Source organism: Dictyobacter arantiisoli, assembly GCF_008326305.1.
Lineage (GTDB): Bacteria > Chloroflexota > Ktedonobacteria > Ktedonobacterales > Ktedonobacteraceae > Dictyobacter > Dictyobacter arantiisoli.
The window spans coordinates 73,255-90,214 of the sequence record NZ_BIXY01000019.1; the positions used below are offsets into that span (position 1 = coordinate 73,255).

11 protein-coding genes are annotated in these 16,960 nt (G+C 48.2%); 6 read left to right on the forward strand and 5 right to left on the reverse strand.

Features of this window, described 5'->3' with window-relative positions; genetic code table 11:
• Positions 1-389: 389 nt before the first annotated feature.
• Complete coding sequence (locus F1593_RS08785; RefSeq protein ID WP_308482785.1) at positions 390-1,760, reverse strand: acyltransferase family protein; 1,371 nt, start codon at positions 1,758-1,760, stop codon at positions 390-392.
• A gap of 210 nt (positions 1,761-1,970) precedes the next feature.
• Between F1593_RS08785 and F1593_RS08790 the strand changes: the two genes are divergently transcribed.
• Positions 1,971-3,146, forward strand: a complete 1,176-nt coding sequence (locus F1593_RS08790; protein ID WP_149401185.1) for an alpha-hydroxy-acid oxidizing protein — start codon at positions 1,971-1,973, stop codon at positions 3,144-3,146.
• 247 nt (positions 3,147-3,393) lie between these two features.
• Here F1593_RS08790 and F1593_RS28925 read toward each other — a convergent pair whose 3' ends face one another.
• Complete coding sequence (locus F1593_RS28925; protein ID WP_216368817.1) at positions 3,394-4,059, reverse strand: DUF4870 domain-containing protein; 666 nt, start codon at positions 4,057-4,059, stop codon at positions 3,394-3,396.
• A 358-nt stretch (positions 4,060-4,417) separates the two neighbouring features.
• On the opposite strand from F1593_RS28925, the gene xylA reads away from it, so the two are divergent.
• Both xylA and F1593_RS08805 read left to right on the forward strand, forming a co-directional pair.
• A complete protein-coding gene (gene xylA / locus F1593_RS08800; protein WP_149401186.1) occupies positions 4,418-5,632 on the forward strand; it encodes a xylose isomerase in 1,215 nt (404 codons plus the stop codon).
• A gap of 349 nt (positions 5,633-5,981) precedes the next feature.
• Positions 5,982-7,088: a hypothetical protein gene (locus tag F1593_RS08805; RefSeq protein ID WP_216368818.1), complete on the forward strand. Its 1,107-nt coding sequence runs from the start codon at positions 5,982-5,984 to the stop codon at positions 7,086-7,088.
• A gap of 137 nt (positions 7,089-7,225) precedes the next feature.
• Here F1593_RS08805 and recQ read toward each other — a convergent pair whose 3' ends face one another.
• Positions 7,226-9,415, reverse strand: a complete 2,190-nt coding sequence (gene recQ, locus F1593_RS08810) for a DNA helicase RecQ (RefSeq protein WP_149401187.1) — start codon at positions 9,413-9,415, stop codon at positions 7,226-7,228.
• A gap of 418 nt (positions 9,416-9,833) precedes the next feature.
• Here recQ and F1593_RS08815 point away from each other — a divergent pair, with 418 nt between their 5' ends.
• Entirely contained in the window at positions 9,834-10,712 is an 879-nt protein-coding gene (locus F1593_RS08815; RefSeq protein WP_149401188.1) for a CHRD domain-containing protein, read from the forward strand.
• Positions 10,713-10,802: 90 nt separating this feature from the next.
• Here F1593_RS08815 and F1593_RS08820 read toward each other — a convergent pair whose 3' ends face one another.
• A complete protein-coding gene (locus tag F1593_RS08820; protein WP_172631971.1) occupies positions 10,803-11,978 on the reverse strand; it encodes a response regulator in 1,176 nt (391 codons plus the stop codon).
• 640 nt (positions 11,979-12,618) lie between these two features.
• Here F1593_RS08820 and F1593_RS08825 point away from each other — a divergent pair.
• Positions 12,619-13,854 carry a hypothetical protein gene (locus F1593_RS08825; protein ID WP_149401190.1) on the forward strand — a complete coding sequence of 412 codons (1,236 nt, stop codon included), beginning with the start codon at positions 12,619-12,621 and terminating at the stop codon, positions 13,852-13,854.
• A gap of 28 nt (positions 13,855-13,882) precedes the next feature.
• Positions 13,883-14,419: a hypothetical protein gene (locus F1593_RS08830; RefSeq protein WP_149401191.1), complete on the forward strand. Its 537-nt coding sequence runs from the start codon at positions 13,883-13,885 to the stop codon at positions 14,417-14,419.
• Between the two features lie 131 nt (positions 14,420-14,550).
• On the opposite strand, the gene F1593_RS08835 is transcribed toward F1593_RS08830, so the two are convergent.
• The gene (locus tag F1593_RS08835; protein WP_149401192.1) at positions 14,551-16,563 is read right to left on the reverse strand and encodes an acetoacetate--CoA ligase; all 2,013 of its coding nucleotides are present in this window, start codon (positions 16,561-16,563) and stop codon (positions 14,551-14,553) included.
• Positions 16,564-16,960: the final 397 nt, after the last annotated feature.

The window sequence follows — 16,960 nt, forward strand, 5'->3', positions numbered from 1 at the left end:
AATTCTGACTCGTCTGGAGTGTGTACCCAAATACCCTGTATCTTTATAGACATGTCCCACATAATTGTAACACGAATTGAAAAGTTTTCCACGCCAGAATGGGTACGCTGAACTCCTGATAGGTAAATTTTGCTGTTAGCTAGCTACCAATTTTCACACTTTTTGGCACACGCAAACATTACAAACCATCTGCTATGATATCACAAGGACGATTTCCGTGGCTATATATCAGTCTTCTTTTTTTACGCCGCTCAAGCATTTTCCCAACGCTATCATCGCTCCTCAGAAACCATAACCACAAAAATACTTCAATCTCCTGAAAACAGCAAAAATTATTATAATGGGAAAGAAGAGCAGAAGAGCCTATCAAATGTTGCCCCGTCGGTTTTTTATGCGCGCTCACCCGATTGTCGCGTCTCAGCCGTAGCCGTAACGAGTTGAGAATGAGCAGAATGAGCAGGATCAGCAGGCTCAGCAACAGTCAAGGGATGTCCTTCAGATACAACCGCGGCTTTCGCTGGACTTGTAGTCAGCATGGCTCCCAGTTTTATTCCCGGCACTTCCACACACTTATAAAATATCCAGCTAAAGGGAATAATCACCACAAAGAGCCAGACAAAAAACATGCTATAGATATCGCTCCTGGGCCAGTTATGCAAGAGGGGCACAACACGATCCATGAACAAAAAGTAGAGGGGTTCATGCCAGATATAAAGTCCATACGAAAGCATCCCAATCCAACGCAATGGTTTCGTTTCCCAGATCCAGCGCAGCGTCTGTGGACCAAAGAGTATACCCATCAGACAGAAACCATACCCGCAGGCAAAGAGGATTTCAGCAAGCCAGGCATGCGGACCGATGTAAGGTGCCAGGGGAATAACATACGATGTACTATTCCAGAAAGTCGCAAATACTAACACAGCCACGCCCAGAAACCAGGCTAAAACACTGGAGCGGGTCAAGAGCGCTGAGATCAAGTGGTCAGGTTTCATCTGTAGCCAGATATAACAGAGGCTGAGTAACATACCCACTGCAAAATCTTCCAGATATTTGCCGCTCTGCCCATAAAGGAAGAAGAGCAAGATATGATGGAGTGCAGCTGGCACCAGCATAGGTGGATTGGGTGTAATATGCCAGGAATGACCCCAGCGCCGGGTCAGCAATCCCCAGATGATGATTCCGAATAAACAGAGTACGATACAGGTAAAACAGCGCAAGGTGGTGCCTTGCCGGATCACTCGTCCAAGCAGATAACGCATTCCCAGGGCAATAAAAGGCAAGAGAACATAAAATTGCCATTCCACCGCCAATGTCCAGAAAGGACCATTGATGCGTTGGTATGTATTTTCACCTGAATCCATTAAAAAAGTCAAAAATAGTGAAAACTGTTTTAAGTGATCTATTTGTAAATATTCAGGATGGCTAAACACAACCAATAAAAGAAGGGCCACATAATAACCGGGCCAGATGCGGAAAATACGCCGGGTAAAATAACGACGCAGGGATGGCCAGGAACTGCATCCCAACAAAGCCTTTGCATAAGGAAGAAATAAAAGAAAACCAGAAAGTACAAAAAAAAGTGTGACTCCTGCACTTCCAACCAGAGATATATCAGTCCAAATTGGGCCAACTTGACTAAATTCCCATAAGTGCATTGTATGCGCGAATGACTGAATATGATAAAAAATAACCATAATACAGGCGAACCCACGCACCCCATCTAATGCCGTAATATTCTTATTAGAAGAGATTTGTTTGATAAGATAACTCCAGTCATTTCAAATAAGTACACACAAAAATATGCTATAGCACCTCGATAGTATAATGTTTTCTTTAAAGGAGATCAAATATATAGCCTGACATGTTACCATTAGTAATAAGAGAAAGAGGAGATTCCTCCTTATAGCAGAGCTTTCTTTTCTTCATTCAACAAATTTGTTGTATAGGCACATTCAAAGAAGAGGTGAACTATGAATGACCATCCACAGCAACCAGTATCTTATGGATTAGGCCGCCAGATGCAGGTTTATATGCAGGGTTTACAGGGTCAGCGTCCGACGTTACCAGTTTCACCTGAACAGTTGGAACAACAGGCAAAGGCACAGATGAGTCAGGAGGCCAGAGGCTATTTAGCGGGCATGGATGATACGATGCGCTCTAATCGCACGGCATTCGAGCATTGGAGTATTGTTCCACGTATGCTCCGCGATGTCTCACACCGCCAATTGACAACCGCTCTACCGGGGATGCAACTTCCCGTACCACTCTTGCTAGCCCCCATCGGCGTACAATCGATTATCCATCCCGATGGAGAACTGGCTGTCGCCAGAGCTGCTGCGGCACTGGGCGTGCCGATGATTCTTAGCACCGCGGCATCATGTAACATCGAAACGGTGGGAAAGGCTCTAGGAGAGACACCACGCTGGTTCCAACTGTATTGGAGTAAAGATCTCGATCTCAATGCGAGCTTTGTCCAACGGGCCGAAAAGGCGGGCTATAGTGCAATTGTGGTGACTCTGGATACCCTGATGCTTAGTTGGCGTGAACAGGATATTCAGAATGCCTATCTCCCCTTTCTGCTGGGTGAAGGACTGGCCAACTACTTCACAGATCCAATCTTTCGCCAATCCCTACCACAGGCTCCAGAGGATAATCCTATGGCTGCGATACGCCATTTTATCGATATCTTCCTCAATCCAGCACTGACCTGGGATCAGTTAGGATTCTTGCGCCAGCATACCAACCTGCCAATTTTCCTCAAAGGGGTTATGCATCCCGATGATGCGCAGCGAACCATTGATATAGGAATGGACGGCATTGTTGTGTCAAACCATGGCGGCCGTCAGGTCGGGGGTGCACGCGGCGCGCTGGATGCTCTACCAGGCATCAGTGCTGCGGTACAGAGACAAATACCAGTCCTCTTCGATAGTGGCATCCGGCGCGGATCAGATATTATTAAAGCGCTTGCCCTGGGAGCCAGCGCCGTCCTGCTGGGTCGTCCATACATCTGGGGATTGGCACTGGATGGTCAGCAGGGTGTCCAAACGGTTCTGGAGAACCTGCTGGCGGATCTGGATCTAACCCTGGCCCTGAGCGGCTACTCCTCTCTGGATCAACTGGATGCCTCAGCGCTGGTCCATGAGTAATTCCGAATTTTTCGAACAGAGGTTCGATCCACTTCAATCCGTTCCACAAGCGGAGTTGCAAGGGGCGAGTCGCCCCTTGCCGGGGTGACGAGGAGTCCCCATCCTTTTTTCTTTTTCCTCGCGCCGCCGCAGATGGCGTGCAAAAAAGGGGAAAAGAATTATGTGGGGACACCCCACACCCCCGCAGAAGGCTTTGCTCTCTGCACTCCCATTCTATAGCACTTGCCTGCGAGAAAAGCGAAATGGCTTATGAGGTAGGATTTCTTTTCGAGAAGCGAGCCATTAACGCTTCGGCATAATCACCGACAATGGGCAATTTGAAGCGTACCCCACGATAAGCCTGAACCATCAAGAGCACCCAGAGCACAAACCCCACAAGCAGTACCAGCGAGGTAAGGCAACCAAGGATCGGTGATAGTAATACGCCAATCAAGAAGATTTTACCGATCAGTTGTAATACAACATAGACGGCGACCAGCGGTGTAAACACAACAATAGATTGCGCAGCGTGAAAACGAACAAATGCATTTTTTCGCTCTACAAAAAAAAGAACAATACCGGTAAAACAAAGGCCCAGGTAACTAATTAATGCCGCTCGTTTCGCGCCCAATCCAAATGCAGACGAACCCTGCTCTCCACGATTTCTGGACACACTACTCGGCGGTTGATATTGACCGCCAGCATATTGCTGTTGCTGCTGCTGTTGTTGTTGTTGTTGCTGCTGTTGCTGCCCCTGTCCATACTGATAATTAGGATCACTTTGAGGCAAAGGAGCACCAGTTGGCCCGGATTGTGGCTGTCCGCTTGCGTATGGATCATCCGCTGGATTAGATGGATTGTATCCGCTATAACCACCATATCCCCCTGGCCTTGAGGAATCGGGTTGTTGACCTTGATTAGGATTTGTACTCATCTGAGCATCCTCCGTCCATAAAGAAAAACTTTTCTATCATATATTACGCCACAATGCAAGAAAGGTTAGACGCCCGGATGGCTTTGATAACTTCTATCCGGATATTCAGGAAAGATCTGTCGAGAAGCTAAACAGGTGCGTTGCGACAAACAGTAGATGGCCCACAATCATTGGTAGGTCGAGGCACATCTAGTTGGCAACAAGATTCGTATTAGAGTGATGAAACAATTCAACATCACAATTTTACAACTATGTCGAAGCGTTTCAACAAATTCGTGAAAAATGCTTTGCATTACCACAACTAAAAGGCTATAATGAAAGGGTCAACGATATTACACAAAGACAAAGGGAGGCTATAATGACATTACCACCGCAGTTGACAAAGGAAAGAGCTAGCGATCAATTTACCCCCAAAAAAGAGGATAAATTCACATTTGGACTCTGGACCGTTGCAAACCAGGGCCGTGATCCGTTTGGCGATGTTGTACGTCCACCGCTGGACCCTGTTCGTAGCGTACAAAAACTCTCAGAGCTGGGTGCCTGGGGCGTCAATTTCCACGATAACGATCTTATCCCGTTCGATGCAACCCCAACCGAGCGAGATCGTATCCTGCGCGACTTCAAGCAAGCCTTGAAGGATTACGAGATGGTCGTTCCTACGGCAACGACGAATCTTTTCTATCATCCCGCCTTTAAAGACGGCGCCTTCACAGCTGTTGATCCCAGTGTACGAGCCTTTGCGCTGCAAAAAACGATGCGTGCCATCGATTTGGGCGTCGAGCTTGGAGCCAAGACCTATGTCTTCTGGGGTGGACGCGAAGGTGTCGATAGTGAAGCCAGCAAGAATCCCATCGATGCCGTCAAACGCATGCGGGATGCAATCAACTTCCTGAGCGAATATGTCATCGACAATGGTTATGACCTGCGCCTGGCTTTAGAGCCCAAACCCAATGAGCCACGTTCAGATACTTATTTCCCTACCATCGGCCACATGCTCGCCTTCATCTATACGTTAGATCATCCTGATATGATCGGTTTAAATCCAGAGGTAGCCCACGAGCACATGTCTGGCCTCAACTTTGTGCATGGCATTGCTCAGGCACTCGAGGCAGGTAAACTGTTCCATATTGACCTGAATGATCAGAAGGGTCCCCGCTTCGACCAGGATCTGCGCTTTGGTAGCGAGAGCATCAAGAGCATGTTCTTCCTGGTTCGTCTGCTGGAAAACGCTGGTTATGATGGCCCCAAACACTTCGATGCCCATGCCTATCGTACAGAGGATGAAGAAGGTGTCTGGGATTTCGCCGCCGGTTGTATGCGCACCTACAACATTCTGCGCGACAAGGCCCGCCGCTTCGATTCCGATCCCGCTGTACAAGAACTGCTTGCGACCATCAACGGTGGCAACTCTGAGCACATCTCGTGGCTCGAAGAAGTTCATAACGGCTATAGCAAAGATCTGGCCAACAAACTCAAAGCCGCCAACTTCAATCCCAAAGCTTTGGGTGAGCGTGGCTACCAGTACGAAAAACTGGATCAACTTGCTATCGAGCACATTCTCGGTGTGCGCTAAGCATTAACCATCCAACTTGAAGATGGGAGGCAGACCTATGCTTGCCTCCCATCCCCCATATCTCCTACACCCCGTACCTCTGTCATCCCCTGAGAAGAACAAGATAGGCACAATCTGATAAAATTGTGAAGCATTTCACATCGATTATCTAGAATATACTGTAGAATATAAAGAAATTAGCGATACGATATTGTATCGCCACTAGCATTTCTAAAATATTTTCTGATAGACTTATTTAACTTTATTTACTATTTCTTTTTTAAACTCTCTCGATCCTTTTGCTCGCTTTATTTTTATCATTTGGGTCAGCAGAGAGATAAGAAGTCCCCGAGAAGAGAGAATGTAATCAATGAATGAGCCATCGTTGCCATCCAACATAGAACAAAAGCAGCTACGACCCTACGCATTCTTACAACGTAGGAGTCGTATCAGTGCATTATTTTTATTGTCACTGTCCATTCTGCTTCTCATTGTTGCAACAGCTATATCAGTTGGATACCTATCACCGCTTGATATTGCAGCAAGCCATCCAGCAATAACTACAGTTACAGTTGTAAAAAAAACGACACCCACGGCAACGCCGACACCGGCCTTTAATCCCAACCTGAATGCGGTTTTACCAACCCATCGTATTGTCGCGTTCTATGCGATACCGGGGGCATCCGCAACCGGTCCAGCCTATCAATTAGATGCTGGCATGCTTGCCCATCTCAAAACGCAAGGCGCGGCCTATCAGGCTCTCGATCCCGCACATCCCGTCCAACTGGGTATTGATCTGGTCGCCAGCGTTCCAGATGGCTTCCCCGGCCCTGACAACACCTACAGCCATCACCTTGATCCAGCAACGATTCAGCAGTATATCGACTTTTGTCAACAAAATAACCTGCTGCTCTTTCTCGATCTCAACTTTGGCTGGGCCCCAATCATGCCAGAGGTGAATTTTTTCCTCCCGTATTTAGAGAAATATTCCTTTGTCCATATGGCAATCGATCCAGAATGGATGTTCCCACGTCATGATGGTATTCCTGGCTACAACCTCAGCAATGTACGAGCCTCGGACTTAAATCCGATCATTAAAGCGGTCGCAGCCATTCCTATGGCCTATCATGTGCCCCGGAAAATCCTGATTATTCACCAGTACCGTCCCAGTGGTGACTTATTAAGGACACCATTCGATGCCGGGCAGGCGGAGATCGCGGATAAGCGAAACCTGATCAGTGATCAGCGCGTGGATACAGTAATCCATGTGGATAGCGTTGGAGGTTATCCCAATGACCATCGTGACAAAATCCAACAGTACGGTCAATGGGTACATGATGATATGCAAAGTTATCATAACTTCAGCTATGGCGGTTTCAAACTCTTTTATAACATTGAAGCCAGAACAGGCGTCATGACCCCCGCTGAAGTACTGGCACTGAATCCAGCTCCCATGGTTGTTACCTATGGAAATTAACTCCTGACGTTATTTCAACAGTCCTCATTACTGACCATCTAACGAAAAGGATGACCCTTGTAGAGAGAAAGGGGTCATCCTTTTTTGCGCAAGCATGCATCTATTTCTTGTATGCTGACCTGAAGAGGTCCAAGAGGTTAGGATTGATCACTCGCGAGGGATATCTGCAACATCGTACGCACAATACGAATCTCTTCGTAGGAGTAGTCATTTCCTACAAGCTCTTTGACGGGCTTCAGGCGCTGATCTCCAGTCTGGCGAAAAGCTTCGGCAATTACATCATAATGACCGGGCACGACTATATAGGAGAGATCAAGCTCTTCACCCTCTTCGATGGCTTCGCAGAGATACTCAACTATCGTCGAGGGGGCACGCGTGCAGGCACTGGCAATCTCATCAACGGTCAGACCGCGCCGCGCCAGATCAACTGCCTGACGGCGTGCTACGGTTGCTACCGTTCCTTTCTTAACGGGCTTTGCTGCTGCCGCTACCGGGGCTGTCCGTGGATAGATTTGAACATGCCCCTGAAGCTCAGCGGTAAAGGGCTCATAATACGCGACTAGCTTCTGCTCGCCAACACCTGGAATACGCAGGAACTCTTCTCGGCTTAAGGGAAGTTGCTGTACCATTGCATAGAGGGTCTGATCGGGAAAGACGACATAGGGTGGGATACCGCGTTGATCTGCCAGCGTTTTACGCAAGGTACGCAGACGTTGGAGCAGTACCAATTCTACCTCATTGAAATCAGGAGCACCTGATGGTGAGAGCTGGCGCGCGCTGGCTTTTTCAGGTTTAACAGCCTCTTTGAGCATAAAGTTTGTAGCTCCAGTGAGGATTTCCATCGAGCGAGGTGTGAGTCGATAGGTCACATAGCTTTCGCGGTGCTCGTGGAGATAACCTTGCTGGAGCAAGGCGTGCCCCAGCATATTCCACGCGTCAACACTGAGATCTTTGCCTGTACCATACATGGATAATTGATCATGGCGATAGTCACGAATCTTTTGTGTATTCGCCCCACGCAGGATGTCGATGATGTAGCGCAAACCAAAACGTTGGCGTGTCTGGCGTACCGTGGTTAAGAATTTACGAGCCTCCTGTGTACGATCCGTCTCGATGGTCGGTCGCACACAGTTATCACAGTTGCCGCAGCGCTCCATTTCCATCTCTTCGCCAAAGTACCGTAACAGGATACGACGACGGCACTGATCACTCTCACCATATCCAATCACATGCTGCAACTGCCGCATCCCAATGATTTGTTGCTGCTCATTATTGCTCTGACCAATAATATATTCAATCCGTCCACGGTCGCCATAGCTGAAGAAAAGCAGGCAATCGGCTGGTTGTCCATCACGTCCAGCACGGCCAGACTCCTGATAATAGCCTTCGAGATTTTTTGGCAGATCATAGTGGATCACAGCACGCACATCCGGCTTGGCAATACCCATGCCAAAGGCGACCGTCGCCACCAGAACCGGCACATCGTCGCGAATAAAGCGCTCCTGATGCTCGGTACGCATAGCCCCAGATAAGCCAGCATGATAGGGCAAATTAGAGATGCCATCGGTCGCCAGGTCGGCGCTGAGCTTCTCCACACCCGACCGGCTCAAACAATAAATAATAATGGATTGTCCGGGACGTTCACGCAAGAAATTAAGCACCTCTCCATAGGAATTCTTGTCCTTTTTATGAACGGTATAGGAGAGATTGGGACGATTGAAGCTAGCCACGTGGACCATAGGATTGCGCAGTTGTAACTGATTAAGGATATCTTGCCGCACATGTTCGGTCGCAGTCGCTGTTAACGCCAGGATGGGCACATCTGGATAGCGCTTGCGAAACAGGTTGATCTGACGATATTCGGGACGAAAATCATGGCCCCATTCACTGACACAGTGCGCCTCGTCTACCGCCAACAGGGAGATGCCGAAGTGTTGCGCGACATAATCGAGAAAGGTTAAAAAACTCGGCTTCACCAGCCGTTCAGGAGCCACATACAATATCTTAATCTCACCACGCATGGCGGCCTGCTCACGGCTCGCCGCCTCTGCATAGGGCAGGGAACTATTCACATAGGTCGCAGCAATACCATTGGCCTGTAAACGGCTCACCTGATCTTGCATCAAAGCAATCAAAGGAGAAACAACGATCGTCAGGCCAGGCAATAACAACGCCGGCAACTGATAGGTTAAGGATTTGCCTCCACCAGTCGGCATCAATACCAATAAATCCCGCTGGGCCAATACCTGATCAACCACAGCCTGTTGACCGGGGCGAAAAGAATCATAACCAAAATACTGCTTGAGCGCTTGATCAACATGCAACAAAATCGATGTACTCCCTTTACTACTAGTAACAACCAATCCCGATCCACAACCCTACAACACTATGCTATCAAAATTAGCGAGACCGTCAAGGGAACAACACGCCTGACTCTGGTAACGTTCGCGAAGCGGTAACACCTTGCTTCCCATAGCTGTGCTCATCATTGTATCAAATGCTGTATAAAAGTCAATTTATTTCTATCTGTCACAAAAATTCAAAATCATCAATGGCGCTATATTTACTCAATAAACGACATAAACTACCGATAGATAGTATGGAAAGCATAGGTGTGCGTATCTAACTGGATATCTAGATCAAAACGCTTGTCATTGCAACAGTTATCTCGAACGAGCAAAAAACTGGCGGGATACGCACACCCATACTCTTATTATTCCTATACATGTATTGCAGGAGGAAAAATTGCGCAAATTCCTTAAAAAGATAGCATTAATGGGCATGCTCTTCACAACAGCCCTGACTGTATGGACCACCCCGAGTTTAGCGGTCATGCATACAGCAAACGATCAGCAAGGACTGGTGAACTTACAGCATACTCCCAATGGTACAGTTACATTCACACGTGACCTCATTAGCAATAGTGTCATCGTACTGATCAATTTGCAGGGTTTGCAACCCTACACTATCCATCCAGCAGGCATCGCAAGAGCCAGTTGTGAAACTGGCAATAACGACACCCCGCAGGCCATTTATCAACGCTTAAGTACAATCGTGGCAGATAAAGCAGGACATGGCATCTCAAGAACGGTCATCTATGGGAGTAGCATCGAGGATGTACGGGGCAACACACATTCGGTCAATGTTTATAGCGATGCAACCTTTCCCAGCCCCATAGCAACCATTGCCGTCACCTGTGGCAACATCGGTATGACCAACCAGCAGGGCACCATGCTCAACTACATAGCCCCATTGGGCAATACACTGGATGCAAACCAGAATGTCAGTGGTACAGCTGAACTCTTTCTTCACAAAAAGACATTGACAGTGGAGGTCCACCTGACCGGTCTGGTACCCGGTTCCGTACATATGAACCATATCCATGCGGGCAGTACTGAAAAATCATTGAGTGGCGCGGTTCTCTACGATCTCACACCGCTGGTGGCTGACGCAACGGGAACGGCCGATGCGCTTACCATTCTCCACCATGTCAGTGCTATCCCATCCCATGGATGGTTTATAAATGTACATTTTGGTACCGATCTGACGACACAGGTTGATTACGATGTCATCGCCAGTGGCGATATCGTAACAACCACAGGCAGTTATGGCACAATCTTTTAAGAAGAACCACCTGCTAAAGTCCAAACAGAGAGCCGTCGTTGTCTGATCAGACAACGACGGCTCCGCTTTTACATTGCTTGTTGTGCTAAATTACACCAATGCATTATCGATAGCATGACCTTTCGTATCATACAACTGAATGCGTTTTTCGTTCAGCAGGAAACGGATAGCCGCAATCGTCTCATCAATACTCATTCTGGTTACCGCACACAACGTCTCCACATTTGAATGTCCATCAATCGCCATATAGAGATTGCGGGCCTGTGGATCTGCGATAGCACGCACCTCAGGGCTACTCGCCCAGAGCAGTTTTTCTGCGTGCTCGCTACGACGCGGCACAAGTTTATGCACAATCAGCATAGATCCCGATGAGCTTAAAGGTCTGGATGACCCCATTCCATTGGCCGGGCGCTGCCCAGTATTCAAATTATTCGAATTTGAATAGGGTAACGAGGGCAAACCATTCCCTGGTCCAATAGGATTCGCCTGTGCTGGAGGCTGCTGCATACCGCCAGCGGTGGGCCTTTTTGACGGCGTCATAATCGGGGGAATCGGCGTAACAGGATACTGAGGACCAGTGATTCCACTCCCAGAAGGAGGATCTCCCACATACGATGCTGGCTTGGGTTGCGGTTGAACCGGACCACTATGGCGTTGAGGTTGCGGTTGAACCGGACCACTATGGCGTTGAGGTTGCGGTTGAACCGGACCACTATGGCGTTGAGGTTGCGGTTGAACCGGACCACTATGGCGTTGAGGTTGCGGTTGAACCGGACCACTATGGCGTTGAGGTTGCGGTTGCGGTTGCTGATTTCCCATTCCTCTTCCAGCACCTTCACTATTGACACGCCCACCGGGAGAAGGCCGCAAGGAATTCAACGGAGGTCGTGTCCGTTCTTGCAACACTTCCTGCACCGCATGTATCAGTTCATCTCCTTTGAACGGCTTGGGTAAATAAAAATTTGCCCCTTGACGCATTGCCCAGAAACGATCAGAGGAAGAGTTTTTTGTGCTAACCATCACAATTGGGACGGTACGCCAGGCTTCCTGTGAACGAATATGACGACACACTTCAAAGCCATTCATCCCCGGTAGAACTACATCTAATACCAGACAGAGAGGAGTTTCTTGTTTCATCAGGCGCAAGCCCTCCTGCCCGTCATTGGCAACTAGCACCTGATAGCCAGCGCCCTGTAGAGCTTGTCGCATATACAAACACTGTGTTGTACTATCATCAATAATAAGCACTTTGGGCGTAGTTACCATGTGCACACCCCCCATTTTCGCGCGCTGGCCATATTCTGGAATTGTGATTGAATATAACCGCTGCATGTTGCATGTTGCATGTAAAAAATGATAATTCCGACAAATATAATCGTATCGAAAATGAAGTATTTTAGAGAAAGATATGTCTTTGCTTCCTGATCGAGTGGGCTCAGTCATGAATACTCTACACATATCAATTCGCAAAAGCGCTGAATTGCTATACAAGATAGGCAAGCTCCATAGTATCATCTAAGGGAACATTTAGGCAAATATGTAGTTCTTTTTGACCAAAAGGTACTTTTTGCGTCTGATTGTTCTACCAGTAGAACCGTATATTTTTTTAGAGCAGAAGGAAATAAACCTCTTCTATAAAAAGAACGTTTTCTCCTTTTTCTCAGCGCAACCCATACCCAAACTCAACCGTATTTTCAACATGAAAGGAAGCAGAGGTAGAACTATAGCAGATTAAAAAATCATATGTTACTATGAAATACGGATGGTCATAAGAAAAAGTGCGTACTATAAAGAAAGGGGAAAAACAAATCAGCCACGCATAAAAATCATCCTCATAAAAAAGCTTTTTGACCAACACAGTCTATTCACTGTTGGTTTTGATTAAAAAAAGACAGGAGATCGCTGTATGGCTCAATCAGAAGCCCATTCAACGAAAGCTGCTACAATCTCATCGCAGGCACCAACGATCAGTAAAGTTGGGGAACGAACCTTACGGCGCACAAGTGCCTGGCTGCTATTATTTTTTCTCTTACTTGGTGAATTAGGTGCAGTCTGGGATCGAGAATGGCACGCCTTTGTTGGACGCGACCAGTTCTGGACCCCACCACATACCTTAATCTATACCTGCGTCTCTGGAGCTGGTATTCTGGCGCTCGTGATGGTACTCTGGGAAACATATCGCTATCGCAAACAGACACCAGGAGTAGATGCACAATCGACGGTAGCTATTTTTCGCTTCTTCCATGCACCTCTGGGCTTTACAGTGTTGGGCTTTGGCGCATTGTTAGCCCTGATTTCCGCACCATTGGATAATTATTGGCATGAACTGTATGGCATTGATATCGCGCTCTGGGCCCCCTTTCATATGATGGGCGTTACCGGCGGCTTTATCGGTATGCTGGGTATGGTCTATGTCTTTGCCTCCGAAGCTTCGATCCAGCGTCAGAGTAAAGAAACGCCGCGGCGTTGGCTCGGCCTGACCGCGCTGGAAATCGGCATTATCATGGCGATGGCAAGCATCCTTAATTACGTCCTTACTGGCTTTCTACAATTTCCTATGGTGAGCATTGGCACAATTCATATCTCAACCTATCCCTTACCACTGATTACTGGTTGTATCACCTTTATGGTTGCCGTACTCCGTACCACTCAGAAGCCTGGCACAGCCACGCTATTGACCCTGCTATTAACGCTACACACAATTGTGGTAGAGCTCTTTGTACCCTGGGCTATTCGCGTCTCAGTGGCTCAGCAGGGCATTCCCTATCGTACAGCCAGCTATGTTCCACAATTTAGTTTAGCATATGCATTCTTACCTGTCGCGTTTCTGCTATCGGCCCTCATGATCGATGTTCTCGCATATAGGTATAAACGCACGACAGGAAATCTAAACATCTCAACACGCCAAAATGTCATACTGGGTGTTATTATCAGTATTCCTATTCTCATTATTACGCCATTCATCCTGTTCTCATATACAGTGTATGCGCCAGTTATCCTACCAGAAGCAGGCATACCAATCGTTGCGTCACAAATGGGCATTGCTATTATAGGAACGGTCATCGTTGCACTGGCAATGGGAGCACTGGGAGCATGGCTGGGAGAAGATTTTGGGGACATCTGGCGGTGGAGCAAACATTAGAACAAACATTAGACAATGAGGAAACTATATGAAAGTCGTCTTGCGCACCTTCGCAAGCCTGGGCCTGCTCTGCCTGCTCATTCTTATCCTGACACCGAGTAACGCCAGAGCAGCAACCAAACCAGCGAGCAGCACGACCATCTCGGCTGGCTCATATATTATTACCGTCAATCTCTCACAGGATCCACCTTATACTGATCAACCGTTTACAGTCTCGATTATGCCTCAGAACAAGACAATCCAGCTGAGTGGAAAAATCATCATGGAGCCAGGATCAGGCACGGACGGTACCAACCTTCCAACAGATCTTACGGCGGCGGGAGATGGCACCTTGCAGGCAACGGTACACATTCCCGTACGGGGGGCCTGGAATATTGCGATCCAACTTGCCGGACCTCAAGGAACAGGCCAGGCCAGCATTCCCGTCGTAGTCGGCGCTCCTGGTGCGATGCCCCCCTGGGTCGCGTGGACAATTGGAGCCTCTCCACTTGTTCTCATCGCCTTCTGGGTCTGGCACCAGCATCGTTATCGCCGCAAACTCCTGAGCACACCCATCTCAGCCTAATTAATCATTTCTATCTACCTATCTATCTATAGCGTCTATTGAGTGCGTCGCCATTGATCAATGGCAACACACTCAATAGATCCCTCACTCTACTCTTCTTCCTCGTGGGCCTGGTCATTTCGCTTCAGTGCTTAAACACTGCTAGCTTTAACTTTAAGGAGAGCGACGCGTTGCGCTACCTCCAGGAAGTAGTTGAGTGCCTGTGGATTACTGAGGGCATCCTGGCTGACGGCTTTTTCAAGCGCTATCCCCATGAGGATTTTTTTGATGGGTACTTCGAGCTTTTTACCACTGAGGGTACGTGGCACTTCCGCAATGACAAGAATGTCATCGGGGACATGATGTGGCGAAACACGGGTACGTAGTTCGCGTTTAATCGTGGTCTGGAGCGCATCGTCTAACTGACAACCCGGACGGAGAACGAGAAACAGGGGCAGATAATAGTTCCCATGCGGGAGCTCAATACCTACAATCAGGCTATCCATTACTTCGGGCAGGCTTTCAACCACACGATAGATTTCACTACTTCCCATGCGGATACCCATCCGGTTGATGGTTGAGTCAGAACGTCCATAGATTACGGCGCTACCACGCGTTGTGATGCGTATCCAATCCCCATGCCGCCAGACACCGGGATACTGTACAAAGTAGCTTTCTTGATAGCGTCGATAGTCGGGATCATTCCAGAAGAAGAGGGGCATGGATGGCATGGGTTCGGTGATGACAAGTTCTCCTACCGCATCGATCAGAGATTGTCCTTGCTCATCGAAGGCTTGAACCATTGCCCCCAGGGAACGACATTGCAGTTCGCCAGCATATACAGGCAAGAGGATCGAGCCGGAGACAAAAGCAGAACAGACATCGGTGCCACCGCTGACTGAGGTGATCCAGATATCGCGCTTCACATGCTCGTAGAGCCAGTAAAAACCTTCTGGCGGCAATGGCGATCCGGTAGAACCAATAGCACGTAAGGCATTAAGATTCCAGGTCTGGCCTGGCTCGATACCAGCCTTCATACAGGAGGTGATATAGCCAGCGCTGGTGCCAAAAAAGGTCATATGGGACTCTTCAGCGAAATGCCAGAGTGTATGCATATCTGGATAAGCCGGACTGCCATCATAGAGAAGGACGGTCGCTTCCACGAGCAAGCCACTAATCAGCAGGTTCCACATCATCCAGCCAGTAGTGGTAAACCAGAAGAGGCGTTCACCCGGCTTGACATCAAACTCCAGCGCCAGCGCCTTGAGGTGTTCCAACAGGATACCACCATGCCCTTGTACAATTGCTTTCGGCAGTCCAGTTGTGCCCGATGAGTAGAGAATCCAGAGTGGATGATCAAAGGGCACCTGCTCATAAATAATTTCAGCTGGCTCGCTGATCACCTCCTGCCAGAGCAGCGCGTTGTTGAGATCTTCAGGCGAAGCCTCTGCATGGAGATAGGGGATGAGGATGGTATGGCGTAGAGTAGGCAAAGCCTGCTGGATTTCTTTGACAGTGGTAAGACGCTCGAACGCTTTACCACCATACTGATAACCATCAACGGCAATGAGGACAGTAGGCTCAATCTGCTGAAAGCGATCCACAACGCTACTAGTACCAAAATCCGGTGAGCAACTGGACCAGATAGCGCCAAGGCTGGCACAGGCCAGAAAAGCCATCACCGTCTGTGGAATATTTGGCACATAAGCCACGACGCGATCACCGGGCTGTACACCCATCTGCTGTAAAGCATGAGCCAATGCACCAACCGTATCCTGTAATTCAGCCCAGGAGATCTCAGTAAGCTCTCCGAGACTCTGTTGCTCAGAACGAAACAGAAGTGCTGGTCGCTGGCTGTTCGCATTCCGAAAAACGTGAGCAGCATAATTGAGACGCGCATCAGTGAACCATCTGGCACCTGGCATCGTATGCTGAGTCAAGACGATGCTATAAGGCCGCGAGGACTGGATGCGAAAATAGTGCCAGAGTGAGGCCCAGAAATCTTCAAGATGCTCAACCGACCATTGCCAGAGCTCTTCTCGATCCTGAAACGTCTGTCCCTGCTCAGTCGCCAGCCATTGCATATAATGGGTGATATTTGCATTTTTCCGCTCCTCGACGGGCGGCAACCAGAGAGGCTGTTCATTGCCAGATGGATTCTCCATAATTCATACGGCCTTTCATTGTAACCATTGCTGTATGTTTGGCTCTGGTAAAACAAATAGTCATACATATACCTGTGCTACAAGTACTCCGTCCTTTAGTATACCTCATCACCTTTTGCTCATATGCTTAAAGACATCCGAAAAATGATAAGCCTCAACAAACATCTACTTATCCCACATCTGTTCTCATCAGCAAACAAATGGATGAGCTAACAAAGTGTTTGATTCCCACTCCCATCGAGATCTTACTGCTCACTTGCTGGCAGGCGCCAACGCCTAAGTTTGGTCCAAAATAGAGAGGGCTTGTAACAACAGATGCGCTTGCAAAATGATCGATGCTGCTCCATATTTGAGAGAACAAGATGTTTTCTGATTGGACTCTCGAGGAGGAACAGCA

What these genes read in the sequence shown, in the direction of transcription:
- F1593_RS08790 (WP_149401185.1), top strand. Translation starts at nt 1,971, where the DNA reads ATGAATGACCATCCACAGCAACCAGTATCTTATGGATTAGGCCGCCAG.
- F1593_RS28925 (WP_216368817.1), bottom strand. Translation starts at nt 4,059, where the DNA reads ATGAGTACAAATCCTAATCAAGGTCAACAACCCGATTCCTCAAGGCCA.
- xylA (WP_149401186.1), top strand. Translation starts at nt 4,418, where the DNA reads ATGACATTACCACCGCAGTTGACAAAGGAAAGAGCTAGCGATCAATTT.
- F1593_RS08805 (WP_216368818.1), top strand. Translation starts at nt 5,982, where the DNA reads ATGAATGAGCCATCGTTGCCATCCAACATAGAACAAAAGCAGCTACGA.
- F1593_RS08820 (WP_172631971.1), bottom strand. Translation starts at nt 11,978, where the DNA reads ATGGTAACTACGCCCAAAGTGCTTATTATTGATGATAGTACAACACAG.
- F1593_RS08825 (WP_149401190.1), top strand. Translation starts at nt 12,619, where the DNA reads ATGGCTCAATCAGAAGCCCATTCAACGAAAGCTGCTACAATCTCATCG.
- F1593_RS08830 (WP_149401191.1), top strand. Translation starts at nt 13,883, where the DNA reads ATGAAAGTCGTCTTGCGCACCTTCGCAAGCCTGGGCCTGCTCTGCCTG.
- F1593_RS08835 (WP_149401192.1), bottom strand. Translation starts at nt 16,563, where the DNA reads ATGGAGAATCCATCTGGCAATGAACAGCCTCTCTGGTTGCCGCCCGTC.